Below are 22,089 nucleotides of genomic sequence, written 5' to 3'. Positions count from 1 at the left end.
AAGTACCTAAACAGGTTGGCACTGGAGTTCGATATGAAATTAGATAAGATACATTGACCTGATTAACAATAGGTTATACAACATGTCATTGGTAGCGTAGTCGAAGGATCTGTACGGGTACTAACGAACAGATGCTTCGACTCCCCTCAGGATGACAAAGTCGAAAGATTGCTTCGTCGTACCTCCTCGCAATGACGTAAAAATTTCCTCGCAATGACGTAAAATCACGCTCTCAATGACGTAAAATCAACCACTGAATGATTTAAAAATTTCAAATTCTTTAAAAAGATAGCTCCTTAATAAATCTTTCAGCATCCACATACCCAACTAATCTCTTTAGTTCCTTAGCTCTCTGCATCTTTCCATCCGCCTGTTCAACAGTTTCCAAAGCAATGTCGAAAGGTTTTTGTGATGAGTCGGAATTGAATATCTCTAAAAGGACAGTAGAGAATTACATCACCCAGGCATTAGCTTTTATCCGCAAGAAAAATCAATCGGCTTATATTGTTCTGACCTGTTTTTAACCTCCAACATTCCGTATATTTGCCGATATGGAAATCGCTGATCAAATATTTAATATTAAAACCGAGGAAGAGTTCAATAGTGCTGCACTCTCTGTTTTTAAGCATCAAGCGAACCATAACCCTATCTACAAAAAATTTCTCCAAATTCTAGGTAAAGATGTAGGATCCATCGAAAATTATCGACAGATTCCTTTTATGCCCATACAGTTTTTCAAGACCCGTGAAGTCTTGGAAGAGGACAAAGAGGCTGAAATAATTTTTAGCAGCTCAGGAACTACCGGAATGGTCACAAGCCAACATTTTGTTGCAGATTTACGTTGGTATGAGAGAAGTTTTAAGTTGGCTTTTGAGGAATTTTATGGAGGTATTGGCGATATAGTTGTTCTGGCTCTCTTGCCAAATTACCTGGAAAGATCAGGATCCTCCTTGATCTATATGGTTGATGATTTGATCAAGAACTCACATCAAGATGAAAGTGGCTATTTTTTATACAACCATCAGGACTTAAAGAGCACCTTAGAAGCATTAAAACAGCAAGGTACCAAAACAATTCTTTTTGGTGTGACCTATGCCTTATTGGATTTTGTGGAGGAATTTAAGGTTGATTTTCCAGAATTGATCGTCATGGAAACCGGCGGAATGAAAGGGAAACGAAAAGAAATGATTAGAGAAGAACTCCATGCTATCTTATCCACAGGATTTGGGGTTTCAAAAATACATTCGGAGTATGGAATGACCGAATTATTATCGCAGGGTTATTCCAAAGGGGATGGTCTATTTAGAACGCCCGCCTGGATGAAGATATTAATTAGGGACACGAACGATCCATTGACTTTAATAGACGATAAAAAAACAGGAGCGATAAATGTCATTGATCTTGCCAATTATCACTCCTGTTCTTTTATTGCTACCCAGGATCTGGGTAAATATCATCCCGATGGTTCCTTCGAAATTTTAGGTCGTTTTGACAATTCCGATATCCGTGGATGTAATCTTTTAGTTCAATAATATTTTTGCTCTGTGACCAACCAGCTTTATTCTTATTAGCCGATGTGTCTAATCTGCCTAATTGGATTACTGTAAACTTGGATCATTAAAGGTATTACCCGCATTTAAGTCACCAGATTCATATCCCTTTTTGAACCAATATGCACGTTGCTCTGATGTTCCGTGGGTAAAAGATTCCGGATTTGAACGTCCAGTACTTTGCTCTTGGATATGGTCATCCCCAACTGCAGCGGCTGCACGCATCCCTTCCATGATATCATCTGCAGTTAATTTCACATCACTCAATTGAGTTGCATAATGCGCCCATACACCTGCATAAAAATCTGCTTGAAGCTCTGTCATCACCGATATTTTATTGTACTCACGTTCGCTCATCTGCGCACGCATCGCATTGGTTTTATTCAAAACTCCAAAAACATTTTGGATATGGTGACCGATCTCATGCGCAATCACATAAGCAAGGGCAAATTCGCCTTTAGCACCAAAGCGATTGGATAATTCCCTGTTGAAACTCAAATCGAGATAGATTGTTTGGTCTCCAGGACAGTAAAAAGGTCCGAAAGCCTTTTGTCCAAATCCACAACCTCCTGTTTCTGTCCCTTCGCGATAGATGGCCATTTTTGCTATTGGATAGGATTTTCCATTCTCTTGGAATAATCTACCCCAAACATCTTCTGTACTCGCCAATACCACATCTGAAAATTCTATTAACCGGTCTTCTTCCGGAGTGGATTCTACCGGACCTTGTTGTGTTGCCGGACTAGCTTGATTTTGGACCTGATTTAAGATCTCAGAAGGATCTCCTCCCATCAGAAAACCGATAATCAGAACAATAACTCCACCAATTCCCCCTAAAGTAAGTTTTTGTCCTCCGGACATTCCTCTACGATCTTCAACATTACCGCTGCGGCGGCCGCCTTGCCATTTCATAAGTATATTTCTTTTTTTAAGTTATAATGATTCTTCCATACACAAATTCTTTGCCACAAGTTTAGAATCCTTCATTTTTAATGATTCCAAAAGGCTCGTTTAATTTGCTTATCTTTGGGATAATTAAATATCCTATTTTTTTATGTTAATAGACGAATTAAAAAGCAGAAGTGAAAATACATGTGAACTATGTGGTTCAACAGAAAACCTAGAAATCTATGAAGTTCCCCCTACTTCTACTCCTAATTTAGATAACAGCATTTTATGCTGTTCTGTTTGCAAGGCGCAGATTGAAAAAACAGAACAAATTCAACCCGATCATTGGAAAGTATTGGGCGAAAGTATGTGGTCTCCAAATCTTCCCGTACAAATCGTGGCTTGGCGAATGTTGAGCAGATTACGCAATGAGGCTTGGGCATCTGATTATTTAGATATCCTTTATCTGGATGATGAAGCATTGGCTTGGGCTAAAAAAACAGGTGATCATGAAGCGGATGCTACCGTTGAATTTCATCAAGACTCAAACGGAACTAGGCTATTTGAAGGTGATACCGTGGTATTGATCAAAACTTTGGATGTTAAGGGCTCCAGTATATCTGCCAAATTAGGAACTGTGGTAAAAAATATTCGACTTGTTCATGACAATACTGAGCAGATTGAAGGCAAGGTTGAAGGGCAAACCATCGTTATATTAACAAAGTATTTGCGGAAAGGATAATTTCCGCTTAAAAATCAGCGAAATGAGAAAGTTATGTGTGATGCTGGGGTTAATTTTTGCGACTTTTCAGTTGCAAGCGCAGACCAAGATAGGCTCGGCAGAAATTGAGAAGGTAAAGGATAAGAAAAACATCCAATTATTGGATGTTAGAACCAGCAAAGAGTTTCAGGATGGTCATATCCAAAACGCCAAAAACCTGGATTGGAACAACAAAGAAGAATTCAAGAAAGCAGTTTCAAAATTGGACAAATCCAAACCGGTTTATGTGTATTGCCTAGGTGGAGGAAGAAGCAAGCAAGCATCTGCTTATCTAGCAGATAATGGCTTCCAGGTTTATGATTACAGTGGTGGCATGATGGATTGGAGAAGTTCCAATAAGGCGGAGATCAAAGAGAATAAAGATGGAAGTACTAAGGATTCTAAATCGGGGAAAGGGTTGACGGAAGAGCAGTTTAACCATTTGGTTAATTCCCAAGACGTAGTTTTGGTTAATTATTCAGCAGTTTGGTGCGGCCCATGCCAGGAATTGAAGCCTACCATCCTTAAAATCCAAAATCGGGAGGCAAAAAAGGTAAAAGTTGTCCGTTTGGATGCTGATGAAAACAAAAATCTACTAAAACAGAAAAAGATTTCCGAGATTCCGAAATTAAGCCTTTATAAGAATGGCAAGGAAGTTTGGAGCCATACAGGAATTATTTCTGAAGCGGAACTAATGAAACAAATCAATAAAGCAGCCAATAAAAAATCTTAATAAGTGAAAGAATTAGCATTAATATCGGGAGCCCTTTTAGGCATTCTCTCTATTGTTTTGGGAGCATTTGGTGCTCATGCCTTGAAAAAAGTACTTTCGGAGGAAAGGTTAAGTTCGTTTGAGGTTGGGGTAAGGTATCAGATGTATGCTGCTTTAACCTTACTTATAGTAGGCTATAATTTCAAATTTGAAGAAAGTTATGAAAATTGGGCGGTGTATGGTCTGTTGTTCGGATGCATCTTATTCTCAGGAAGTATTTATTTATTGAGTTTTAAGGATAAATGGAAAGCTAATTTGAGGTTTTTAGGTCCGGTGACCCCTCTTGGTGGATTACTGATGATCGTAGGCTGGGTAGTGATTTTAATATCCTTTTTGTAGAGACTGTCATCCTTAGCATAGGCTTTAACATTTTGAGCACAGGGATTGTCATCCTGAGCTTAGTCGAAGGATCTGTAAGTCCGTATGGAAGTATAAATTTGAAAAGAATAAATCTAAAAGCGGTAAACAAATAGATCCTCCGACGATGCTACTATAACTCCTTATACCATTTCAAGTACAAATCTATTGCCTTTCTTTTTTCCTCTGTCAAATGATAATCTAGACTCTCGTTCAGGTAATATTCGTAATCAAAACCAGGTATTTCAGGCAATCCTGGAATCACATCTGAAGGTCTCGAAACCCCATCTTTTAAAGCTTCATTGAACTTCCTCAAGAACTCATCCGGAAGCTTCTTATTCGCAACCCACGCTGCAAAAGCAAAAGGAAGACCAGTTAGTTCCTTCCAAAAGTGCCCCAGATCATACACATAAGGAACAGTGGATTTTTTTCCAAAAGTTCGGTCGCCAATTAAAACAAAGGCATCAGCCTCGCCTTCCGAAACGATTTCTACGTCCCTTTTCCAATAACGCTTCAAAAGAATCTGAGCCAAACCATTGGATGTACGAGATTGCTTATCCAATAGTAAGGTATCAACCTCTTCTATGGGCTTATTTGAAAATATAAAAACAGAATCCACATAATCCTTGCTGCCGATGCAATAATCTCCAACCAGGTAATAGGTGTCCATTTTGCTGATTGCCGCTATGGGAATGATTCCCATATCTGCTTCATTTTCTAACACTTTTCTAGCACATTCGCTAGGATAATCCAACATCAGATCAATTTCTTCGATCACTTCTGAGTCCTTAATTCCCTGCAAAAAAGGCAGTGTATTGGTATAAGAAACTGCAGAAACTTTAATTTTCTCCATCTTATAATGCTGATAAATGGGATGTATTGTAATAATCAATAATGTTGAATTGATTATTATGATATTCTAAAATGTATAGTGCGGTATTGGTATGAGGAAAATCATCCATCTGGCATACTGGAACTTCCGTCAAATGGCATAGCATAATCCGCAGGGCTCTTCCATGCATACAAACCAAGACGTTTTCTTCATCTTCTTGAGCCAACATGTATTCTACAGCTTCCCTTTGTCTTTCTACCAAAGTGTTTGGGGATTCTCCTTGGTCAATTGCTAAATCAAGATCATTATTCCGCCAAGAGTTCACCACCTTTTCAAAACCGGTCATGATCTCTGGAGTCTGCTCCTGCCCTTCATAAATTCCCCAACTGATCTCATCCAATCCAACAAGTTCTTCCGATGGAATGCCATGTGCTAAAAATGGCTCTACGGTCTGATGGGTCCGCAGTAAGGTAGAAACGTAAATTTTATCAAAGGGCACATGTTTATAAGCTTCGTAAAAAGCCTGTGCTTGTTTTATTCCATTATCATTCAGTGGACTATTCACCCCTCTCCCCTGCACAATGCCTTTTAGGTTAAGGTCCGTTTGTCCATGACGGATAAAATAAAATGTTTTCTTCAATTTTTTCCTTTCTATGAATTAACTACAGGTAAGGCGTAATATTGTTTTTTTGGATTTTCATCTTCAAAGACAACATCCTTGTAGTCTGTAACCACATGGTATAAGGTATCCCTTTCGATCGGATGACGTCCCACGTTTTTGATCAACTCAACCAGTTCCTTGGTAGACATAGCCGGATTCTGCTCTTCAGCTCCTGCCATGCTATAGATCTTGGTGGTATCATCCAAGGTCCCATCGATATCATCAACCCCAAAACTCAAGGACATCTGAGCAGTATTCCTTGAAATCATCGCCCAATACGCCTTGATATGCGGGAAATTATCCATATAGATCCTGGCAATGGCGTAATTCCTTAAATCTTCAATAACGGAAACTTCAGGCACATCCGACATCTGATTATCCTTATTTCGGAATTTCAATGGAATGAAGGTCTGGAATCCACCCGTTTTGTCCTGCAATTGACGGAGGCGTTCCATATGATCAACACGATGCCAAAACTCTTCAATATGACCATAAAGCATGGTCGCATTGGTATTCATACCTAATTTATGCGCTTGCTCATGGATATCCAACCATTGCTCGGCTGTACATTTATCATGAGCAATCTTTTCTCTTACCTCGGGATGGAATATTTCCGCCCCGCCACCTGGCATGGAATCCAACCCACAGGATTGCAGGTATTTCATACCCTCATAATGGCTTAATTTCGCCTTTTTGAAGATATAGTAATATTCTACCGGTGTTAATCCTTTTATATGTAAGTCTGGACGATGTTCCTTGCAACGCTTAAAGAATTCGGCATAGAATTCCAGGTTCTGTTTCGGAACAACACCACCAGTAATATGTACTTCAGTAACTGGTTCATTGTCATATTTCTTCACAATGTCCATCATCCCGTCTACATCCATTTCCCAACCATCATCACGGTTCTTAATCATCCTGGAATAAGAACAGAATTTACAATCATAAACACATACATTAGTAGGTTCGATATGAAAGTTACGGTTGAAATAGGTGATATCGCCATGCTTTTTCTCGCGGATATAATTGGCCAAAACGCCCAAATATCCCAATTCAGCATGTTCGTATAAATAGACGCCTTCATCAAAGGTAATTCGCTCTTCATTGAGCACCTTCTGAGCAATCTGTTTTAGTTCGTGTGATATGTTCTTATCGTTTAATAAAAACGCTAATTTTTGTGTTGTTTCCATGACGCTCTCCTAATATACAAAGTTATGAAAACTAGCTTTAAATGGCTAATCCCTTAAGCGCTTATCCCTCAGCGAATTGCTGCATATCGATCAATCGCTTGTATAGACCATTCTTCCCAATGAGCTCCATATGTGACCCAACCTCCACGATTCGACCATCTTCCAACACCACAATTTTGTCCGCATTCTGAATCGTACTTAAACGATGGGCAATCACTACCGTGGTTCTATTTTCCATCAGTTTATAAAGAGATTCCTGTACCAGACGTTCAGATTCGGTATCCAAAGCAGATGTAGCCTCATCCAACAACATAATTGGAGGATTTTTAAGTACTGCCCTCGCGATACAGATTCTTTGGCGTTGCCCACCTGATAATTTCGAGCCCCTGTCTCCAATATTCGTGAGGTAACCCAATTCTGTACCCATAATAAATTCATGGGCATTAGCTATTTTGGCCGCTTGAATCACTTGCTCCTTGGTTGCCGATTCATTAGCAAAAGCGATATTGTTAAAGATCGTGTCGTTAAAAAGGATGGACTCCTGGTTGACAACCCCAATCAATTGCCTCAAGGATTCCTGATCCAAATCACGCAAATCCTGACCATCAATCTTTACGGTTCCTGAAGTAGGATCCATAAACCTTGGGATTAAATCCACCAAAGTCGACTTACCCCCACCGGATGGTCCTACAAGAGCTAAGGTTTGACCCTTTTGAATATCAAGATTGATATCTTTTAGAACTTGGTTCTCTTCGTAAGCGAATCCAACCTGTTCAAATTTTATACTATTTTCAAAAGAATGAATCACTTTTGCATCAGGTTTATCAGCAACTTGGTTCTTCTCATCGATCAACTGCAACACCCGTTCTCCAGCGGCAATACCGTTGTGGATGTTGGTAAAAGCATCCGTCAATGCTTTTGCTGGACGCATGATCTGTGAAAAAATCCCTATATACGTAATAAACCCAGCAGCTGAAAGATCGCCTTGTCCGGTCAGAACCAAACTACCGCCATATAAAAGAATAATAGCAACCATACAAACGCCTAGCAGCTCGGAAACAGGGGAGCCCATTTGTTGTCTTCTGACCATCCTTCTGTTCACCTTGGCATAGTTATCATTCTCATTATTGAATTTATTTTTGATGTATCCCGCAGCATTAAATGATTTGATGATCTTAATACCTGAAAGGGATTCTTCCAAGTAAGTGATCATATTCGCATAGGTACGCTGACCTTCTTGCGCTTGCTGTTTTAGCGTTTTAACAATCCTAGAGATGAAAAATGCGGAAACCGGAATAACCAATAAAGAAAACAAGGTCAATTTCACCGAAAGCATAAATAGGGCAACCAAGTAAGCGATCAATTGCAGGGGCTCCTTGAACACCACTTGAAGAGTTCCGGTTACCGAAAATTGCACAACCTGCACATCGGAGGCCACTTTAGAGATGATATCCCCCTTCCTTTGGTTGGTAAAATAGCCCAAGTGTAAGTTCATGACATTATCGAAAACCGACTTTCGAAGGTTCAATAAGGTATGAATCCGTAGATTCTCCATGATCCTTTGGGAAAGGTACCTAAATAGATTACTGATGAAAACAGATATTACGATGACCACACAGGTATATTTCAAAGCTCCATATGCACCATAATTGATATACAAGTAATTCGCATAGTAGTTAAAATAGTCCAATAAGTTTAATCCCTTCGGCATGACCATAGCCTCCGGTACGGTATCTTGAGAATTAAAAAGGATTTGCAGCAAGGGCGCCAATAGAGCAAGGTTTAAGGTACTGAACACCACCATTATCAATGTACATATGATATATGGGATGGCATATTTCTCTATTGGTTTGGCAAACGAAAGTAGTCTAAAATATGTTTTCATTTAAAAAACTAAGATTACAAATGTACTAATTTTTGCAACCTTACTTGATTTTACCATCCTTTCGTTCAAAAATGTTGCATTCTGCTGTCAAATAAAATAAAGACCAGCTGGAAAAATGATTTTAATATTCATAATACATGTAGTTTTCTTTGGTCAGAATATCAATAGGCATATATTGCACATTATTAACTTTTCGCTTGGCAATAAAATGCTCATATAAAGCTACAAATGCCCGATATCCTTGTTCGATAGGCTTTTGGCAAATCAGAAAATCGATATGACCAGATTTTAAGTATTCAATATTCTGAATGGTATAATTGTACCCACCAGCTTTACATTCTTCAATTTATGCTTACGGATATATTCAGCTACTAAGTGAACCCGTCCATTCGTAACAAAAATCAATCGCACATCCCTTTTCTTTAATAATTTATCCAACTCATAATTCAGGATTTCCGCATTATCAGATTCTAGGCTGATATTGGTGATATTAATCTTTTTAAAGGTTTCCAGCATGAAATCCTTAAACCCCTCATATCGCTTTTCCAGGTGTTCTGCAGAATCTACATTTTTGGCAATATTTATAACCAGGACATTATCCTTTTCCTCTAATAGATATTGGCAAATATTACCCACTACCCTACCTGATTGATAAAGATCAGCACCAATATAGCTTAATGCTCGAGCAGCAGGGATATTAGTTTCGATAAAAACATACTGTACTCTATTTTCTAAACATTTGATAGCGAAATCCATAGATTCCTTTAAAAAGATGGGGGCAAGAATGATTCCATCTACCGGCTGCTCAAAGATCACATCGTACATTTCCACAAAATTCTTACGATCCTCTTTATCGAATAAATAATAGCTCAATTCCACCCCAAACTCACCAAATTCAGAATAAGCGGATTCAATTCCGGTGATCGGAGCCTTCCAATATCCAGCTTTATTATGGTCATTCGGAATCAGGATGCCAAACTTGTACACCCTTTTGGAGGCCAATCGCTTTGCCAGGATATTGGGCTTATAATCCATCTCTTTAATAATATTCAAAATCTTCTCTTTCGTTTTCTGAGCTACACCCAAACGGTTATGTAATACTCTATCCACCGTCGCAATCGACACATCGGCGCGTCGAGCAATTTCTTTTACTCCTGACAGTTCTGTAATCTTCATATAATCCTTTAGAATTGAAATGTTTTTAATTATAAAGCTAATTAAATAATTAAAATTGTATATCAATAGTACACTTATTAATTTAACACTTACATTACGGTTAATAGAAATTAAATTTTCCGTTTTTCGTGTTTTTCCATCTATTATAAGTTATTGATTATTTCTCAATAATCACATTGATTAGAATGAAAATTCAGCTATTCCTAGGTGAAAATGGCCAAATAAGCGTGATTAGAATAGTTTAAATACCATTTTAGAGTAAATGACAGCAATTCAAACCTTAAAATTATTGCAATGAAAATTCAAAGGATAAGAGTAAAATTTGGTCAAAAACAACCAATACTTTATTAATTTTTTACTATTAGTAAATTTTAACCTCAAAACACCTCAATGTAATATTTAAGATTCTCGAAAATTCCATTTATAGCATCGGAAGATTATATTCTTTAAGAATATTGAAGTAAACACGGGAACTTTTTATAATTTTAACGCCAAATAAGGAATAATGGAAATTGAAGTAGCAAAACGACTTCAACTTACGGAAGAATATTACTTTTCGAAGAAGTTGAGAGAGATCGATGAAATGAACAAGAACGGTGCCCAGGTCATCAACTTAGGTATCGGAAGTCCGGACCTACCTCCACATCCAGAAGTGATCAAAACCCTTCAGGAGCAGGCCGCATTACCAAACACACATGGCTATCAAAGTTACAAAGGCATCCCTGTCCTAAGACAAGCCATGGCTGATTGGTATCGTCGATATTATCAAGTTGAGCTAAATCCAAATACCGAAATCCTTCCGTTGATCGGATCTAAGGAAGGGATTGTCCATATCTGTATGACCTATCTTCAAGAAGGTGATAAGGCATTGATCCCCAATCCTGGTTACCCTGCGTATGCCAGTGCAGTACGTATTTCCGGAGCAACCATCGTACCTTACGAACTATCCGCTGATAATAATTGGCTGCCTGATCTGGAAGAATTGGAACAATCGGATCTGCAAGATGTAAAACTGATGTGGATCAATTACCCACACATGCCAACAGGAACCTTAGCAAACAGCAATTTTTTCGAAAGAATCATTGCTTTTGGTAAAAAGCACAACATCCTGATCTGCCATGATAATCCTTACAGTTTCATCCTTAATGAACATCCACAGAGTATCATGGCAGTGGAAGGCGCGATGGAAACAGCCATCGAGCTCAATTCCTTGAGCAAATCCTCTAATATGGCCGGATGGCGAATCGGTATGTTGATCGCCAATGAACAGCGCATTGGAGAAATCCTGCGTTTCAAGAGCAATATGGATTCAGGAACGTTCTATCCATTACAGATGGCTGCTGCAAAAGCCCTGAGCTTAGATAAATCATGGTACACCCAACTTAACGAAGAATATAAGCTGCGAAGGGTTAAAGTATTCGAACTAATGGATTTATTGAATTGCAAATACGACCCAAATCAAGTAGGTTTGTTTGTTTGGGCGAAAATACCAGCAACTTATCAGGATTCTTATCAATTGGCAGATGATATCCTTTATAAAGCCCATGTTTTTATAACACCTGGAGGCATCTTCGGATCTGCCGGAGAACAATATATCCGTATCAGCTTATGTGCACAAACAGCTGTTTACGAATTGGCAATTAATCGAATAAAAGAATCTTTAGGATTATAAATAATGAATATAGCAATTGTCGGAGTTGGTCTAATTGGAGGTTCAATAGGCATCCGACTAAAAGAAACCCAGTTTTGCGAAAACCTCATCGGGGTAGATAAAAGCGAAACCAATCAGAAAAAAGCATTACAATTAGCGCTGGTGGATGAATTCCGATCGTTGGAAGATGCATTAGCTAATTGTAAAGTCATCATATTGACCATTCCTGTGGATGCCATCATGGTGCTCCTCCCCCAGATTTTGGATAAGGTGACGGATCAGGTTATCATTGATATGGGCTCCACGAAGACCAATATCCTGAATCTGATCAGTGATCATCCGAACCGCGGCCGTTATGTAGCAGCACACCCAATGGCCGGAACGGAATATTCCGGTCCAGAAGCGGCCATTCCAAATCTGTTCAAGGATAAGATGATGGTCTATGTGGAGGCTTTTAAATCGGATGAAGATGCCTTTGAACTGGCAGACAGCATTACGGAACAATTGGAGATGAAAACATCGTTCATGACAGCCGATGAGCATGATATGCATACGGCCTATGTATCCCATATCTCCCATTTGACTTCCTTTGCTTTAGCCTTGACCGTTCTGGAAAAAGAAAAATCCCAAGGAAGAATCTTTGAATTGGCAGGTTCAGGTTTTCAATCTACCGTACGTTTGGCCAAATCTTCTCCCGAGATGTGGACTCCCATTTTTAAACAGAACCGCAGCAATGTGCTGGAGGTACTGGAGGAGCACATCAAACAACTGCAGCATATCTATGATAAAATTGAAAGCGAGGATTATGATGCTGTGCATAAATGGATCAAGAAATCAAATAAAATCAAACGCATAATCAAATAGTTTTATGTTGGAAAGAAAGACTTTAAGCAATGATTTAGTCAAATTGATCTCGCTGATCAAAGAAGATTTCGAATGGCTATACGCAGCAGCATCTGACCCCGAAATTTGGGAACAACATCCTGATAATATGCGCTATACCCCTCTTGGGTTCACGAAATACTTTCAAAAGCTTCTACAGAATGATATTGCCTATCTCATTGTGGATAATGAGACAGAACGTGTGATAGGCGGAACTTCCTTTTACGATTATAACGCGGACCAAAAATCGGTTGCCATCGGTTATACGTTCTTAGCGAAAAACTATTGGGGTGGTAAATACAACCAATCCATTAAACAATTGATGATGAATTTTGCTTTTGAAACATTAGATGAAGTATTTTTCCATGTCAGAAAAGGAAATCTCCGATCTCAAAAAGCCTTGGAAAAAATCAATGCCCAATTTGTCAGGGAATATCCTGCACCAGATCATTCAGGAATTCAACTGGTATATTCCATAAAAAAATAAAAAAAGGGGCAATGACTAAAACATTGCCCCTTTTTTATATCCTTCGAATTTAATTATCCGTTGCTCCTTACCATCAACACCATCAACATCAAACTAAGCACAAATCGTTCCTCATCCACCTCTTTATCCGTGATTTTCACGACTGAGAACTTTCTGCCGAAAAAAGAAGCTTCCTTACGGATCTCAAACATGGGTTCATCCAGATCATTCCGCAAGATATAGGAAGGATTAAAAATATACCCGGATAACATGCCGATTATTGGCAGCTCACCGAAAAGCCCGTCCCAGAACTTTGTCCAAGGATTTTTTTCTTTAATGGTATGATCATGTACATCTTCTGCATCCATCAGATTGAAGGTGGATCTCCATAAGGATCTAATCGTTTTACGCCTAGCTTTTCCCACCACTTTACCTTCTGCATTCTTGATGGTAAATGTCTGTTGAAAATCAATTAATTTATTGGAGATAAGTTCATAGACCAATTCCGATTTTGATTCATCGCGATAAACCATGATATGGTCCCGCCAAGAGAAAATCTTTTCCCTTACGTAGAAAATAGTTCTGCCTTCGGCATCTTTTGCCACAAAATCATTGGCAAAACTGGTTACTTTAAATTGAAAATGTAAAGGATATTTTAGATCTTTCATAAATAAGTTTAAGATCTAAAAATAATAATTTTTTATAAAGGATTTATGGAAGCAACGTATTAATATTTCCACTTCAAACGGTCAAACACTTTAGACCATAACCAAATCGGACCAATCGTTAAAAGTTGGACAAAATTACCTTTACCACTCTTTTTTGAAACAAGGAATAAGCCTATCAAACCAATCAAAGCAAGGATACTACATACCAAAACCACTGTCGGTCCACCATCTCTTTCCACATATTCCAATTGGACAATGAAGAAACTCATGATACCAATGCAGAACAAAACAACATAAGATAAGGTGGGCGCCAATTTCAGGTAGCAATAGATGACAATGGCAATGAAAAATGATCCCCAGTTCAAGAATGTATGGGCATTCATTTTAACCAAAAAAGCAAGTTGTGGAAATGGAATCATCCAGATCAACCCCATAATCCCGAAAAATGACAAGGATAAAAACAAGGCTATGAAACCTAAATTGGATGTACCATATGCCTGATCCAGTTCATAAAAATGCTTTTCAACCGGTCTTGAAAATTTAGGTTTTTGCAAAGTCTTTTTATCCTTTTTGTTCATAGCGCAAAGGTAAGGATTATTGCCTGTTTTTGCTATCCTTATAGGCATAATAAAACAATACCGGTAGTACTGCAAAGGACAACAGCAAACAGATCAACAGTCCACCTACGATCATAATAGCAAGTGGCTTCTGGATTTCAGACCCCATTCCCGTAGACATGGCGGCAGGTAATAGACCTACAGCACCCATTAAAGCAATCATCACAATGGAACGGATCCTACTTTTTACCCCTTCTTGAATCGCCTCCATCAGCTTCATTTTCTTCATGTTTTCCCTCATGACCGCAATCAGAATAATACCGTTGATGGTATTCACACCGAACAGGATGATGAGCCCAATACCAGCTGAAATACCAAAAACAGTCCCCGTTGCCCATAAGGATAGAAAACCACCAATAAAAGCAAATGGAATAGTGGTTGCAGCGATAATGGTATCTTTCATGTTGCCGAAATTACTGTACAACAGCAGTAAGATCAAGGCCAATGAAATCGGAATAACCGTCATCAATTGTTTCGTTGCCCGTTCTTTACTCTCAAATTCCCCTGCCCATTCCATATAATTCTCTTTGGGCAGCTTCACCTCTTTATCAACCAATGCCCTGGCTTCCTCGATCGTACTTCCCAAATCTCTCCCCGCAATACTGAATCCAACGCCTATGTACCGGCTATTCCCTTCTCTATAGATAAAAGCAGGACCAGTAACATAGCCAATGGTAGCCAATTCCTGCAAAGGAACACTTTGCCCACTACTTGTAGGAATCAGGATATTGCCAATTTTTTGCGGCGTATCCCGATATTCCTTGCTGAAACGCAATACCACATCAAACTGCCTATCCTTTTCATAAAATTTGGTCACCGCCTGACCACCGATGGTCATGGAAACTACCGCTTGCACATCCGAGGTAAACACACCATATTTAGCCATTTTAGAATCATGCAATTGTATCCTCAATTCCGGAAGACCAATATTTTTGTAAACATTGATATCCGTGACGCCTCGAACCTTGCCGATCTGCTCCGCCACCTGCGTAGCATAATCCTCCAAACGATAGAGGTCATCTCCAAAAATCTTGATCACCAATGAACTCTTCACTCCTGCAACATATTCCTCCACATTATCCTGTATCGGCTGACTAAATCCGAAGGTAATACCTGGATATACATTCAACAGATCCCGTAGTTCCTGAATAATATCTTCTTTTGAAACGTTACGGGCCCAATCTTTCGGCTCCTTAAGCTGCACATTGAATTCAATATTGAAGAATCCCGTAGGATCAGTTCCATCATTTGGACGTCCGGTCTGGGTTAAAATAAAATCTATTTCCTTACAACTATCCTGCATCAAAATTTTCATCTCTTTGGTCAGCTTGCTGGATTCATCTAAGCTCACGCTGTTTGGCAAGGTAGCTCGAATATAGATGGCACCTTCGTTCAGCTGAGGAAGGAATTCCGAACCGTAGTTCAGAAATTTCAGTCCACACAAAGTCAGCAGCCCTACAAATAAACTTAGTGTCCATCCTTTGTACTTCATGGATATCCGGTACAAGCCATAAATAGTCCTGTTGAAAAATCGACTGATAAAATTCTCCCGCTCCTTCATCCCTTTAGTAAACAACAATTTACACATGGCCGGCACATAGGTCAGACTGAGTATCAAAGAACCCAATAAGGCATAGCCTAAGGTAAATGCCAAAGGGGTAAACATTTTTCCTTCCACCTTTTGGAAAGAGAAAATTGGCAATAAAGCAACAATAAGAATGAGCAGAGCAAAGAAAATATAGGATGCCACACTTCCAGCGCTTTTTTTGATTATCCCCATTTTGCTCATTTTGGCGAAACGTTCTGGCCCAACCCGATGGGACATGGTAGCCAATGCCACAAAAACAGTTTCCACAATGACTAATGTTCCTTCCAATAATAAGCCGAAGTCCAGGGATCCCATAGAAATTAAGTTAGCAGGCAGGCCCTGGATCTTCAGCATTTTAATTGCAAAAAGAAATGACAATGGAATAACTGATGCCACAATGACCGTGGACCTCCAGTTATACAAAAAGATAAAAACGATCAAAGACACCAATAGAACGCCTTCTACGATATTCTTTGATACGGTTTTTACCGTATTATTGACTAAAACAGTTCGATCAACAATGGTTTCGATCTGAACGTTCGAAGGTAATGTACGGCTATTAAGTTCCTCAATCTTGGTCTTTAGGTGTTGAATAACTTCCGAAGGGTTTTCACCACGCAACATCACGACGATACCTTCTACCACATCATCTTGTTCATTGAAACCCACCTTTCCCAGGCGAGGTTTACCCGAAACAATAACTTCAGCCACATTCTTGATCAGTACCGGAGTTGAACCGTTTAATTTCACTGTGATGTTGCCGATATCCTCCATCTTATCCAATAGACCAACACCACGCACCACGTAGGCTTGATCCCCTTGCTGAATCACATCCCCACCAACATTGATATTGGATTTGGAGACTGCTTCATACACATCCAATGGAGTCAAATCGAACGATTTCAATTCCGTGGGATTGATTTTAATCTCATAGATCTTTTCTTCACCTCCAAAACTGATCACATTGGCCACTCCAGGCACAGCTAACAATTCCCTTTCGATCACCCAATCCTGAATCGCCGTAACCTCCTTTAACGGAAGATCACTTTTGATCATATAACGGAATATTTCCCCGGTTGCACCCGAAGGAGGCTCAATCTCCACTTCGGTCCCTACCGGAAGGTTGACCCCCGAAATCTTATTGGAAACATATTGTTGGGCATAGAAATCATCCACCCCATCTTCAAACTGCACAGTAACCACCGAAAGACCAAAAAGACTGATGGATCGAATAGTTGATTTCTTAGGGATGCTGTTCATTTCCTTGGAAATTGGCAGGGTCACCAATTTCTCCATCTCTTCGGCACTTCTCCCCGGCCATTGGGTGATGATTCTTGCCCTGGTATTCGTTACGTCTGGAAAGGCCTCAATGGCTGTATGCCTTAAGGCATAGATCCCGACGAACAATAATGCCATTGTCGCAAATAAAATAAAAGTGGTATTCCGCAACGAAAACGTCACGATATGTTGCACAAACTTCTTCATTATGGCCTATTGTTTATTTCTTCAAATATCAAAAGAGCATTGCTACTGACCACTTTGGAGCCTTCCGCCAATTTTTCTTTGATATAACTAAAATCTTCATTGCTATAGACCACCTCCACTTGTTTTGCTTCTATATGGCAATCATCATGGTACAATAAAATATAATTGGTATTGTTATTAAACAGCACAGCCTTGTTAGGTATGGCATAGGCTTTATCTCCCGGAATTTGTTTATCAATGATAATATCTGCACTCAAACCAGGCTTAAGGTTCAATTTGGGATTATCCAATACCACCCTGGCTTTCATTACATGTTCATCATCATCGAATACATTGAAAATCTTATCGATCTTCCCATGATAGATCTGATCGGGATAAGCAATACTCTTGACCTTAACCCTATCGCCGACCTGAATATGCCGCAGGTTACTGGCGAAAACATTCACCATTACCCAAACCTGATTTAGATTGGATATGGAAAATAAAGCCTCTGACTCTGCATGAATGGATTGTCCAACATTAATATTTTTCTGGATAACATAACCTGTCCTTGGTGCCAATAATTGGAATGAACCTTCGCCTGCAGCCCTGAACATAGCCAAAGATTGATCGATCCTATCTAATTCTATCCGAGCGGCATCATAGGCATGCTCCAATTCCAGCAATTCCGGTTTGGCCACCAATCCATCAGCCAATAATTGCTTTTTATTAGCTATTTGGTCACGCAAAAGCGATAGTTGACTTTTTTGATATTTCCGTTGTTGGACCAAAGACTGAATTTCCGTCGATTTTATTTCCGCCAAAACCTGGCCTTTAACAACACGGTCTCCCATTTCAAATTTAACGGCACTTACCAGACCTGATAACAGACTTTTGAATACCACCAAATCGTTTTCATTATATTCAATCTTGCCTGGCAAACTAATCTGTTCAATGAGATTCTCTTCAGCAACAGCCTGGATGATAGTTTTTTCTTTTAATGCCTCATTTAAACAATAGCGCTGTTCAATAGGTGCTGCTGTCTGTTTTTCCTCATGCCCAGTTTGGCAACCAAAAATCAGTAGAACGCCAAAAGTGGATAGTATGGTTAATGCTCTCATATATTAATGTCCTGTGCCCATTAAGAAATCTAATTCTTCCAATAAAACCATGTATTCTTCCTCCCAGTCCAAAAGGTCAATCTGGGACTGCCTATAGGATTGGGTAAAATCCAAATATTCCAATAAAGTAATCTGTTGATTGTTCAGCTGATTGCTAAACTTCCTTAATAAGTCTGTAACTGAAGTTTTCGCAGGTTTCCCCATTCCTCCTAGAACTTGCTTTAGGTTGGCGATTTTCTGTAATAAGGACTGGATCTGATGTTCCAATGCCACCCTTTCTGCTTCATACATTCTCTGCGAACTTTGTAGGGCATGTCTGGCACCCTGTATATTTCCTGTATTCCTATTGAATATGGGAATATCCATTTTCAATCCAATGCCTACAAAATTCTGCATAACATTCCCACCTCTTTCATAATTAAGCAGGAAATTCAGGTCAGGAACCCTATTGGATTTTGCTAATGCCAATTCATTTTCCTGAATGGAGATATCCGACTTTTTCAGTCTTAAAGAAAGATTATGTTCTTTAGCTAGGCTAAGGATCTCTTCATTTGACTTTAGGAATATTGATGGCAGTTCCTCCGAAAAATAAACATCTTCTAGTTGCAGATTGGGGATTTGTGTCAATACAGCTATTTGATGAAAATAAGCGATCTCCTCTTCCTTCAAGGCTAAAGCTTCTTTTTGTAAACCGATCAATTCACTATTGATGCGGTAAAAAGAAGCGACAGGGATCAACTGTTTTTCAGATTGCTTCGCATAGATTTCCTTTAATTCCGTATATGCAGCAATACTTTCTGCTAAGATGGTCGATTGTTTCTTGGTATAGAAAAGCTGTTTGTAATTTTTCCGCAACTCCGATCTTAGGCTTAACAGCAATGCTTCAACTTCCAGTTCTTGATTCAGCTTTTCACTTTCCCTCACTTTTACGCGCTTTCTTCTTTTTGAGGCGGTTTCGATCAATTGCTCCAATTCAAGGGCAAATTGTTGGTTTCTGCCGAAATTACCGATCAATAAAGGTTGCTTTTCAAAAGTTGAATTGGTCCATAGATTAACATTGTCTATGGTTAGTGATGGATTGCTCCAAAGTCGCTCTTGTATGATGGCAGCCTCTGCCCTATCAATTTCATACCTTTCGGCCAATAGTAATAGATTGTTTTCCAGAAATGCTTTTTCCAATGCCTCCAGGGTATAGGTCTGTGCCCAGAGGCTTTGAAAACAGCAGTAGAAAAGAGAAATTAAAAATACTTTCTTCACCTTTTTTGTTTTCTGCAAACTTATCGCTTGCAGATTAAGGCGATTTTGGGTTTACATTAGAAATCCATTAGAATTTCAGAAATACCTGTGTACCAATTCGGTTACTCCAAATCTGCATCTGTATGTGATGTAAAGAAAATATAATATTGGCCATGGAAAGTCCAATGCCCTTACCGTTATAGGTTTTGGTGTTGGATGCCCGAAAAAAGTTCTGCTTTACCTGTTCAAGATCCGCCTGAGGTATCCCTATGCCCTGATCGATGATCCAGATCTGTAGTCTTCCCTCATCCTCCCGAAACATCACCTGAATAGGTTTATTATCCGAATACTTGATGGCGTTTTCCAGGAGGTTGTTGATGGCGAGGGCGAGTAATTTGTCATTGCCTTCCCATTGTAATACGTTAGGATCCTGCACATGCATTTCTACCGTTATCTTCGCTTTATGGTAAAGAATGGCATTCTCTATAACCTGCCAAACGATTTCATCCATCCGGACCTGTTTGAATTCAAAGCTCGTTTTAGCACCTGACAAGAGCATCATATGTTCCAAGGTTTCTTGTAGGTCATTGGTCAACATTTTCAATTGATGGATGGCTTCGGCATATTCTTCCGTTGAACGATCGCGTTGATTGGTCACTTCCAGGGTTCCTAAAATAGCCGTGATCGGAGTACGTAATTCATGCGATACATAATCTATAAAATTCTTCTGTACATTGAAGGTTTGAGCAATGCGATCTACAAAATGGTTATAGGTATCCACCAGATCATTGATTTCTGAATAGGATTTCTCCAATTTAATGGGCTGATCAAAATTCTTGGTATCCCTTTCCTTGATCTGATTAATGATATTGATGATAGGCTGATAGGCAATATGCCCTAAATACCTGGAAAAAAAGAAAATGATGACCAATCCAAGCAGAAATGCGATTAAAAGGATCCGTAGTAAAGAATGCATCTGTTCATTGAATTCCGTTTTGGCTTTTCTGGCCAATACCACAAAATCACCTTCGTTATCGTGGTAATAGATTGCATGATAAAAATAAGATTCCGTATTGAAATCCCCTTTTCCATTGGATTTAACCTGATCCAAGAACCAAGGCTGTATATCGGTAAGTGAGACCATATCTCCAGCTGATTTAATGTTCAAGCTATCAAACACGGCGATATCCTTTCTTGAAATCGTCCTTTGCATCTGGCGCTGAATATTTTCATGTTCTAGTATACTCAATTCATCCTGCTCTAAATAATAGATAGCGGCCAATAAGGTTTTATTTTCCAACGAATGCTCCTCCATTTTTTCCATCTGAAAATAGTAGGCAAAATAGACCGATACCGAGAGTAACAAAGAAACGATCGAAAATATACTGATAGAATAAAGAGATAATCTATGTTTCAGTTTCATAGCTCATATTTGAACATATACCCAACGCCTTTTACGGTATAAATGAATTTCTGCGAACCAATTTCAATCTTATTACGTAGATAGGAAATATATACGTCCACCACATTGGTATGATTGTCAAACGTTATTCCCCAGACTGCATTCAATATCTGCATCCTGGCAACTGTTTTATTCCTATTCTCAACCAGATAGATCAACAGTTTATATTCTTTAGGTGAAAGATCAATCTGTTTGCCTTGCAGGTTGACTTGGTATTGTTCTGTATCGATGCTGAGACTACCAAATTCGAGAATAGGATTTTTAACCTTCTCATGGTATTGGGTCTGCCTTCTTCTGCTCAAGGCATTAATCCGTGACAAAAGCTCATCAAAGTGAAAAGGTTTAGTCAGGTAATCATCAGCACCATAATCCAGTGAGGCCACTTTGTCCTGAACCGTATTGAGCGCACTCAACATCAAAACAGGCGTATAATTATCCTTATATCGTAAGGTCTGAACAAATTGAATTCCATCCATTCCCGGCAGCATCACATCTAAAATGATAATGTCCAAGGGTAGATCCAGGTAATTACCATTGATCACATCTTCCGCGCTTTTACATAAAGAAACCATATACCCACATTCTTCCAAGCCCTTAATCAGGAAAGAACTTATCCGATGGTCATCTTCCACCAACAATATATGCATAAACTAATATTTTCTGTAAAATTAGAAATATTAATACATAATTTAAAAAAGAACTTATATTCTAATCAAACTTTAATGTTGAATCAAAATAAATTAAACAAAAAAAGGGGCTGTCTCCTATGTTTGTGTCAAGCAAATGTAGGAGACATTTTTTGTTTTATAGATTTGCTGTATTTAGTGAAAAGAGGGAGAGCCTAGGGCTGTCTTAGTAGCTTT

The 22,089-nt window shown here is 39.0% G+C and carries 21 protein-coding genes; 8 read left to right on the top strand and 13 right to left on the bottom strand.

Annotated elements, in window-relative coordinates:
* Window positions 1-392 precede the first annotated feature (392 nt).
* Both VJ786_RS15195 and VJ786_RS15190 read left to right on the top strand, forming a co-directional pair.
* Window positions 393-524 carry a hypothetical protein gene (locus VJ786_RS15195; RefSeq protein ID WP_257213683.1) on the top strand — a complete coding sequence of 44 codons (132 nt, stop codon included), beginning with the start codon at window positions 393-395 and terminating at the stop codon, window positions 522-524.
* A 27-nt stretch (window positions 525-551) separates the two neighbouring features.
* On the top strand, window positions 552-1,532 hold the full coding sequence (locus VJ786_RS15190; protein ID WP_099365622.1) for a long-chain-fatty-acid--protein ligase: 981 nt from the start codon (window positions 552-554) through the stop codon (window positions 1,530-1,532).
* A 66-nt stretch (window positions 1,533-1,598) separates the two neighbouring features.
* On the opposite strand, the gene ypfJ is transcribed toward VJ786_RS15190, so the two are convergent.
* Window positions 1,599-2,462, bottom strand: a complete 864-nt coding sequence (ypfJ, locus tag VJ786_RS15185; RefSeq protein ID WP_336557993.1) for a KPN_02809 family neutral zinc metallopeptidase — start codon at window positions 2,460-2,462, stop codon at window positions 1,599-1,601.
* A gap of 142 nt (window positions 2,463-2,604) precedes the next feature.
* On the opposite strand from ypfJ, the gene VJ786_RS15180 reads away from it, so the two are divergent.
* Genes VJ786_RS15180 through VJ786_RS15170 form a run of 3 tightly spaced genes read left to right on the top strand, consistent with a single transcriptional unit; the run spans window position 2,605 to window position 4,309 of the window.
* Window positions 2,605-3,180, top strand: a complete 576-nt coding sequence (locus VJ786_RS15180) for a PhnA domain-containing protein (protein ID WP_336557992.1) — start codon at window positions 2,605-2,607, stop codon at window positions 3,178-3,180.
* Window positions 3,181-3,202: 22 nt separating this feature from the next.
* Complete coding sequence (locus VJ786_RS15175; protein ID WP_099365619.1) at window positions 3,203-3,931, top strand: thioredoxin domain-containing protein; 729 nt, start codon at window positions 3,203-3,205, stop codon at window positions 3,929-3,931.
* Window positions 3,932-3,934: 3 nt separating this feature from the next.
* Window positions 3,935-4,309, top strand: coding sequence for a DUF423 domain-containing protein (locus VJ786_RS15170; RefSeq protein ID WP_099365618.1), 375 nt, complete (start codon window positions 3,935-3,937; stop codon window positions 4,307-4,309).
* A gap of 151 nt (window positions 4,310-4,460) precedes the next feature.
* On the opposite strand, the gene VJ786_RS15165 is transcribed toward VJ786_RS15170, so the two are convergent.
* From VJ786_RS15165 to VJ786_RS15145, 5 genes are all read right to left on the bottom strand, one after another.
* On the bottom strand, window positions 4,461-5,180 hold the full coding sequence (locus VJ786_RS15165; RefSeq protein WP_336557991.1) for a menaquinone biosynthetic enzyme MqnA/MqnD family protein: 720 nt from the start codon (window positions 5,178-5,180) through the stop codon (window positions 4,461-4,463).
* A gap of 1 nt (window position 5,181) precedes the next feature.
* Complete coding sequence (locus VJ786_RS15160) at window positions 5,182-5,799, bottom strand: histidine phosphatase family protein (RefSeq protein WP_099365616.1); 618 nt, start codon at window positions 5,797-5,799, stop codon at window positions 5,182-5,184.
* Window positions 5,800-5,810: 11 nt separating this feature from the next.
* Window positions 5,811-7,010 (bottom strand): aminofutalosine synthase MqnE, encoded by a 1,200-nt coding sequence (gene mqnE, locus VJ786_RS15155; RefSeq protein WP_099365615.1) that lies wholly within the window; start codon window positions 7,008-7,010, stop codon window positions 5,811-5,813.
* A gap of 61 nt (window positions 7,011-7,071) precedes the next feature.
* Window positions 7,072-8,895 (bottom strand): ABC transporter ATP-binding protein, encoded by a 1,824-nt coding sequence (locus VJ786_RS15150; protein WP_099365614.1) that lies wholly within the window; start codon window positions 8,893-8,895, stop codon window positions 7,072-7,074.
* Window positions 8,896-9,183: 288 nt separating this feature from the next.
* The gene (locus tag VJ786_RS15145; RefSeq protein ID WP_336557990.1) at window positions 9,184-10,071 is read right to left on the bottom strand and encodes a substrate-binding domain-containing protein; all 888 of its coding nucleotides are present in this window, start codon (window positions 10,069-10,071) and stop codon (window positions 9,184-9,186) included.
* 505 nt (window positions 10,072-10,576) lie between these two features.
* Between VJ786_RS15145 and VJ786_RS15140 the strand changes: the two genes are divergently transcribed.
* The 3 genes from VJ786_RS15140 to VJ786_RS15130 are packed head-to-tail and all read left to right on the top strand — an operon-like array spanning window position 10,577 to window position 13,091.
* Window positions 10,577-11,743: a pyridoxal phosphate-dependent aminotransferase gene (locus VJ786_RS15140; protein WP_099365612.1), complete on the top strand. Its 1,167-nt coding sequence runs from the start codon at window positions 10,577-10,579 to the stop codon at window positions 11,741-11,743.
* Window positions 11,744-11,746: 3 nt separating this feature from the next.
* A complete protein-coding gene (locus tag VJ786_RS15135) occupies window positions 11,747-12,586 on the top strand; it encodes a prephenate dehydrogenase (RefSeq protein WP_336557989.1) in 840 nt (279 codons plus the stop codon).
* 4 nt (window positions 12,587-12,590) lie between these two features.
* Window positions 12,591-13,091, top strand: a complete 501-nt coding sequence (locus tag VJ786_RS15130) for a GNAT family N-acetyltransferase (protein WP_336557988.1) — start codon at window positions 12,591-12,593, stop codon at window positions 13,089-13,091.
* A 53-nt stretch (window positions 13,092-13,144) separates the two neighbouring features.
* On the opposite strand, the gene VJ786_RS15125 is transcribed toward VJ786_RS15130, so the two are convergent.
* From VJ786_RS15125 to VJ786_RS15095, 7 genes are all read right to left on the bottom strand, one after another.
* Window positions 13,145-13,738, bottom strand: coding sequence for an LURP-one-related/scramblase family protein (locus VJ786_RS15125; protein WP_099365609.1), 594 nt, complete (start codon window positions 13,736-13,738; stop codon window positions 13,145-13,147).
* 59 nt (window positions 13,739-13,797) lie between these two features.
* Window positions 13,798-14,316, bottom strand: coding sequence for a hypothetical protein (locus VJ786_RS15120; RefSeq protein WP_144038097.1), 519 nt, complete (start codon window positions 14,314-14,316; stop codon window positions 13,798-13,800).
* Window positions 14,317-14,332: 16 nt separating this feature from the next.
* Window positions 14,333-17,428 (bottom strand): efflux RND transporter permease subunit, encoded by a 3,096-nt coding sequence (locus tag VJ786_RS15115; protein WP_336557987.1) that lies wholly within the window; start codon window positions 17,426-17,428, stop codon window positions 14,333-14,335.
* Window positions 17,428-18,528 carry an efflux RND transporter periplasmic adaptor subunit gene (locus VJ786_RS15110; RefSeq protein WP_099365606.1) on the bottom strand — a complete coding sequence of 367 codons (1,101 nt, stop codon included), beginning with the start codon at window positions 18,526-18,528 and terminating at the stop codon, window positions 17,428-17,430. The genes VJ786_RS15115 and VJ786_RS15110 overlap by 1 nt, the downstream gene beginning before the upstream one ends.
* A gap of 3 nt (window positions 18,529-18,531) precedes the next feature.
* Entirely contained in the window at window positions 18,532-19,785 is a 1,254-nt protein-coding gene (locus VJ786_RS15105) for a TolC family protein (protein WP_336557986.1), read from the bottom strand.
* A gap of 67 nt (window positions 19,786-19,852) precedes the next feature.
* Window positions 19,853-21,187, bottom strand: a complete 1,335-nt coding sequence (locus tag VJ786_RS15100) for a sensor histidine kinase (protein ID WP_209023067.1) — start codon at window positions 21,185-21,187, stop codon at window positions 19,853-19,855.
* Complete coding sequence (locus tag VJ786_RS15095) at window positions 21,184-21,873, bottom strand: response regulator transcription factor (protein WP_099365604.1); 690 nt, start codon at window positions 21,871-21,873, stop codon at window positions 21,184-21,186. The genes VJ786_RS15100 and VJ786_RS15095 overlap by 4 nt, the downstream gene beginning before the upstream one ends.
* Between the last annotated feature and the right edge of the window lie 216 nt (window positions 21,874-22,089).

Source organism: Sphingobacterium tenebrionis (assembly GCF_037126265.1).
In the GTDB taxonomy this organism is placed as follows: Bacteria; Bacteroidota; Bacteroidia; order Sphingobacteriales; family Sphingobacteriaceae; genus Sphingobacterium; species Sphingobacterium tenebrionis.
Note: the sequence above shows the minus strand (reverse complement) of the source record. Positions and strands in the feature narration are given on the sequence as shown.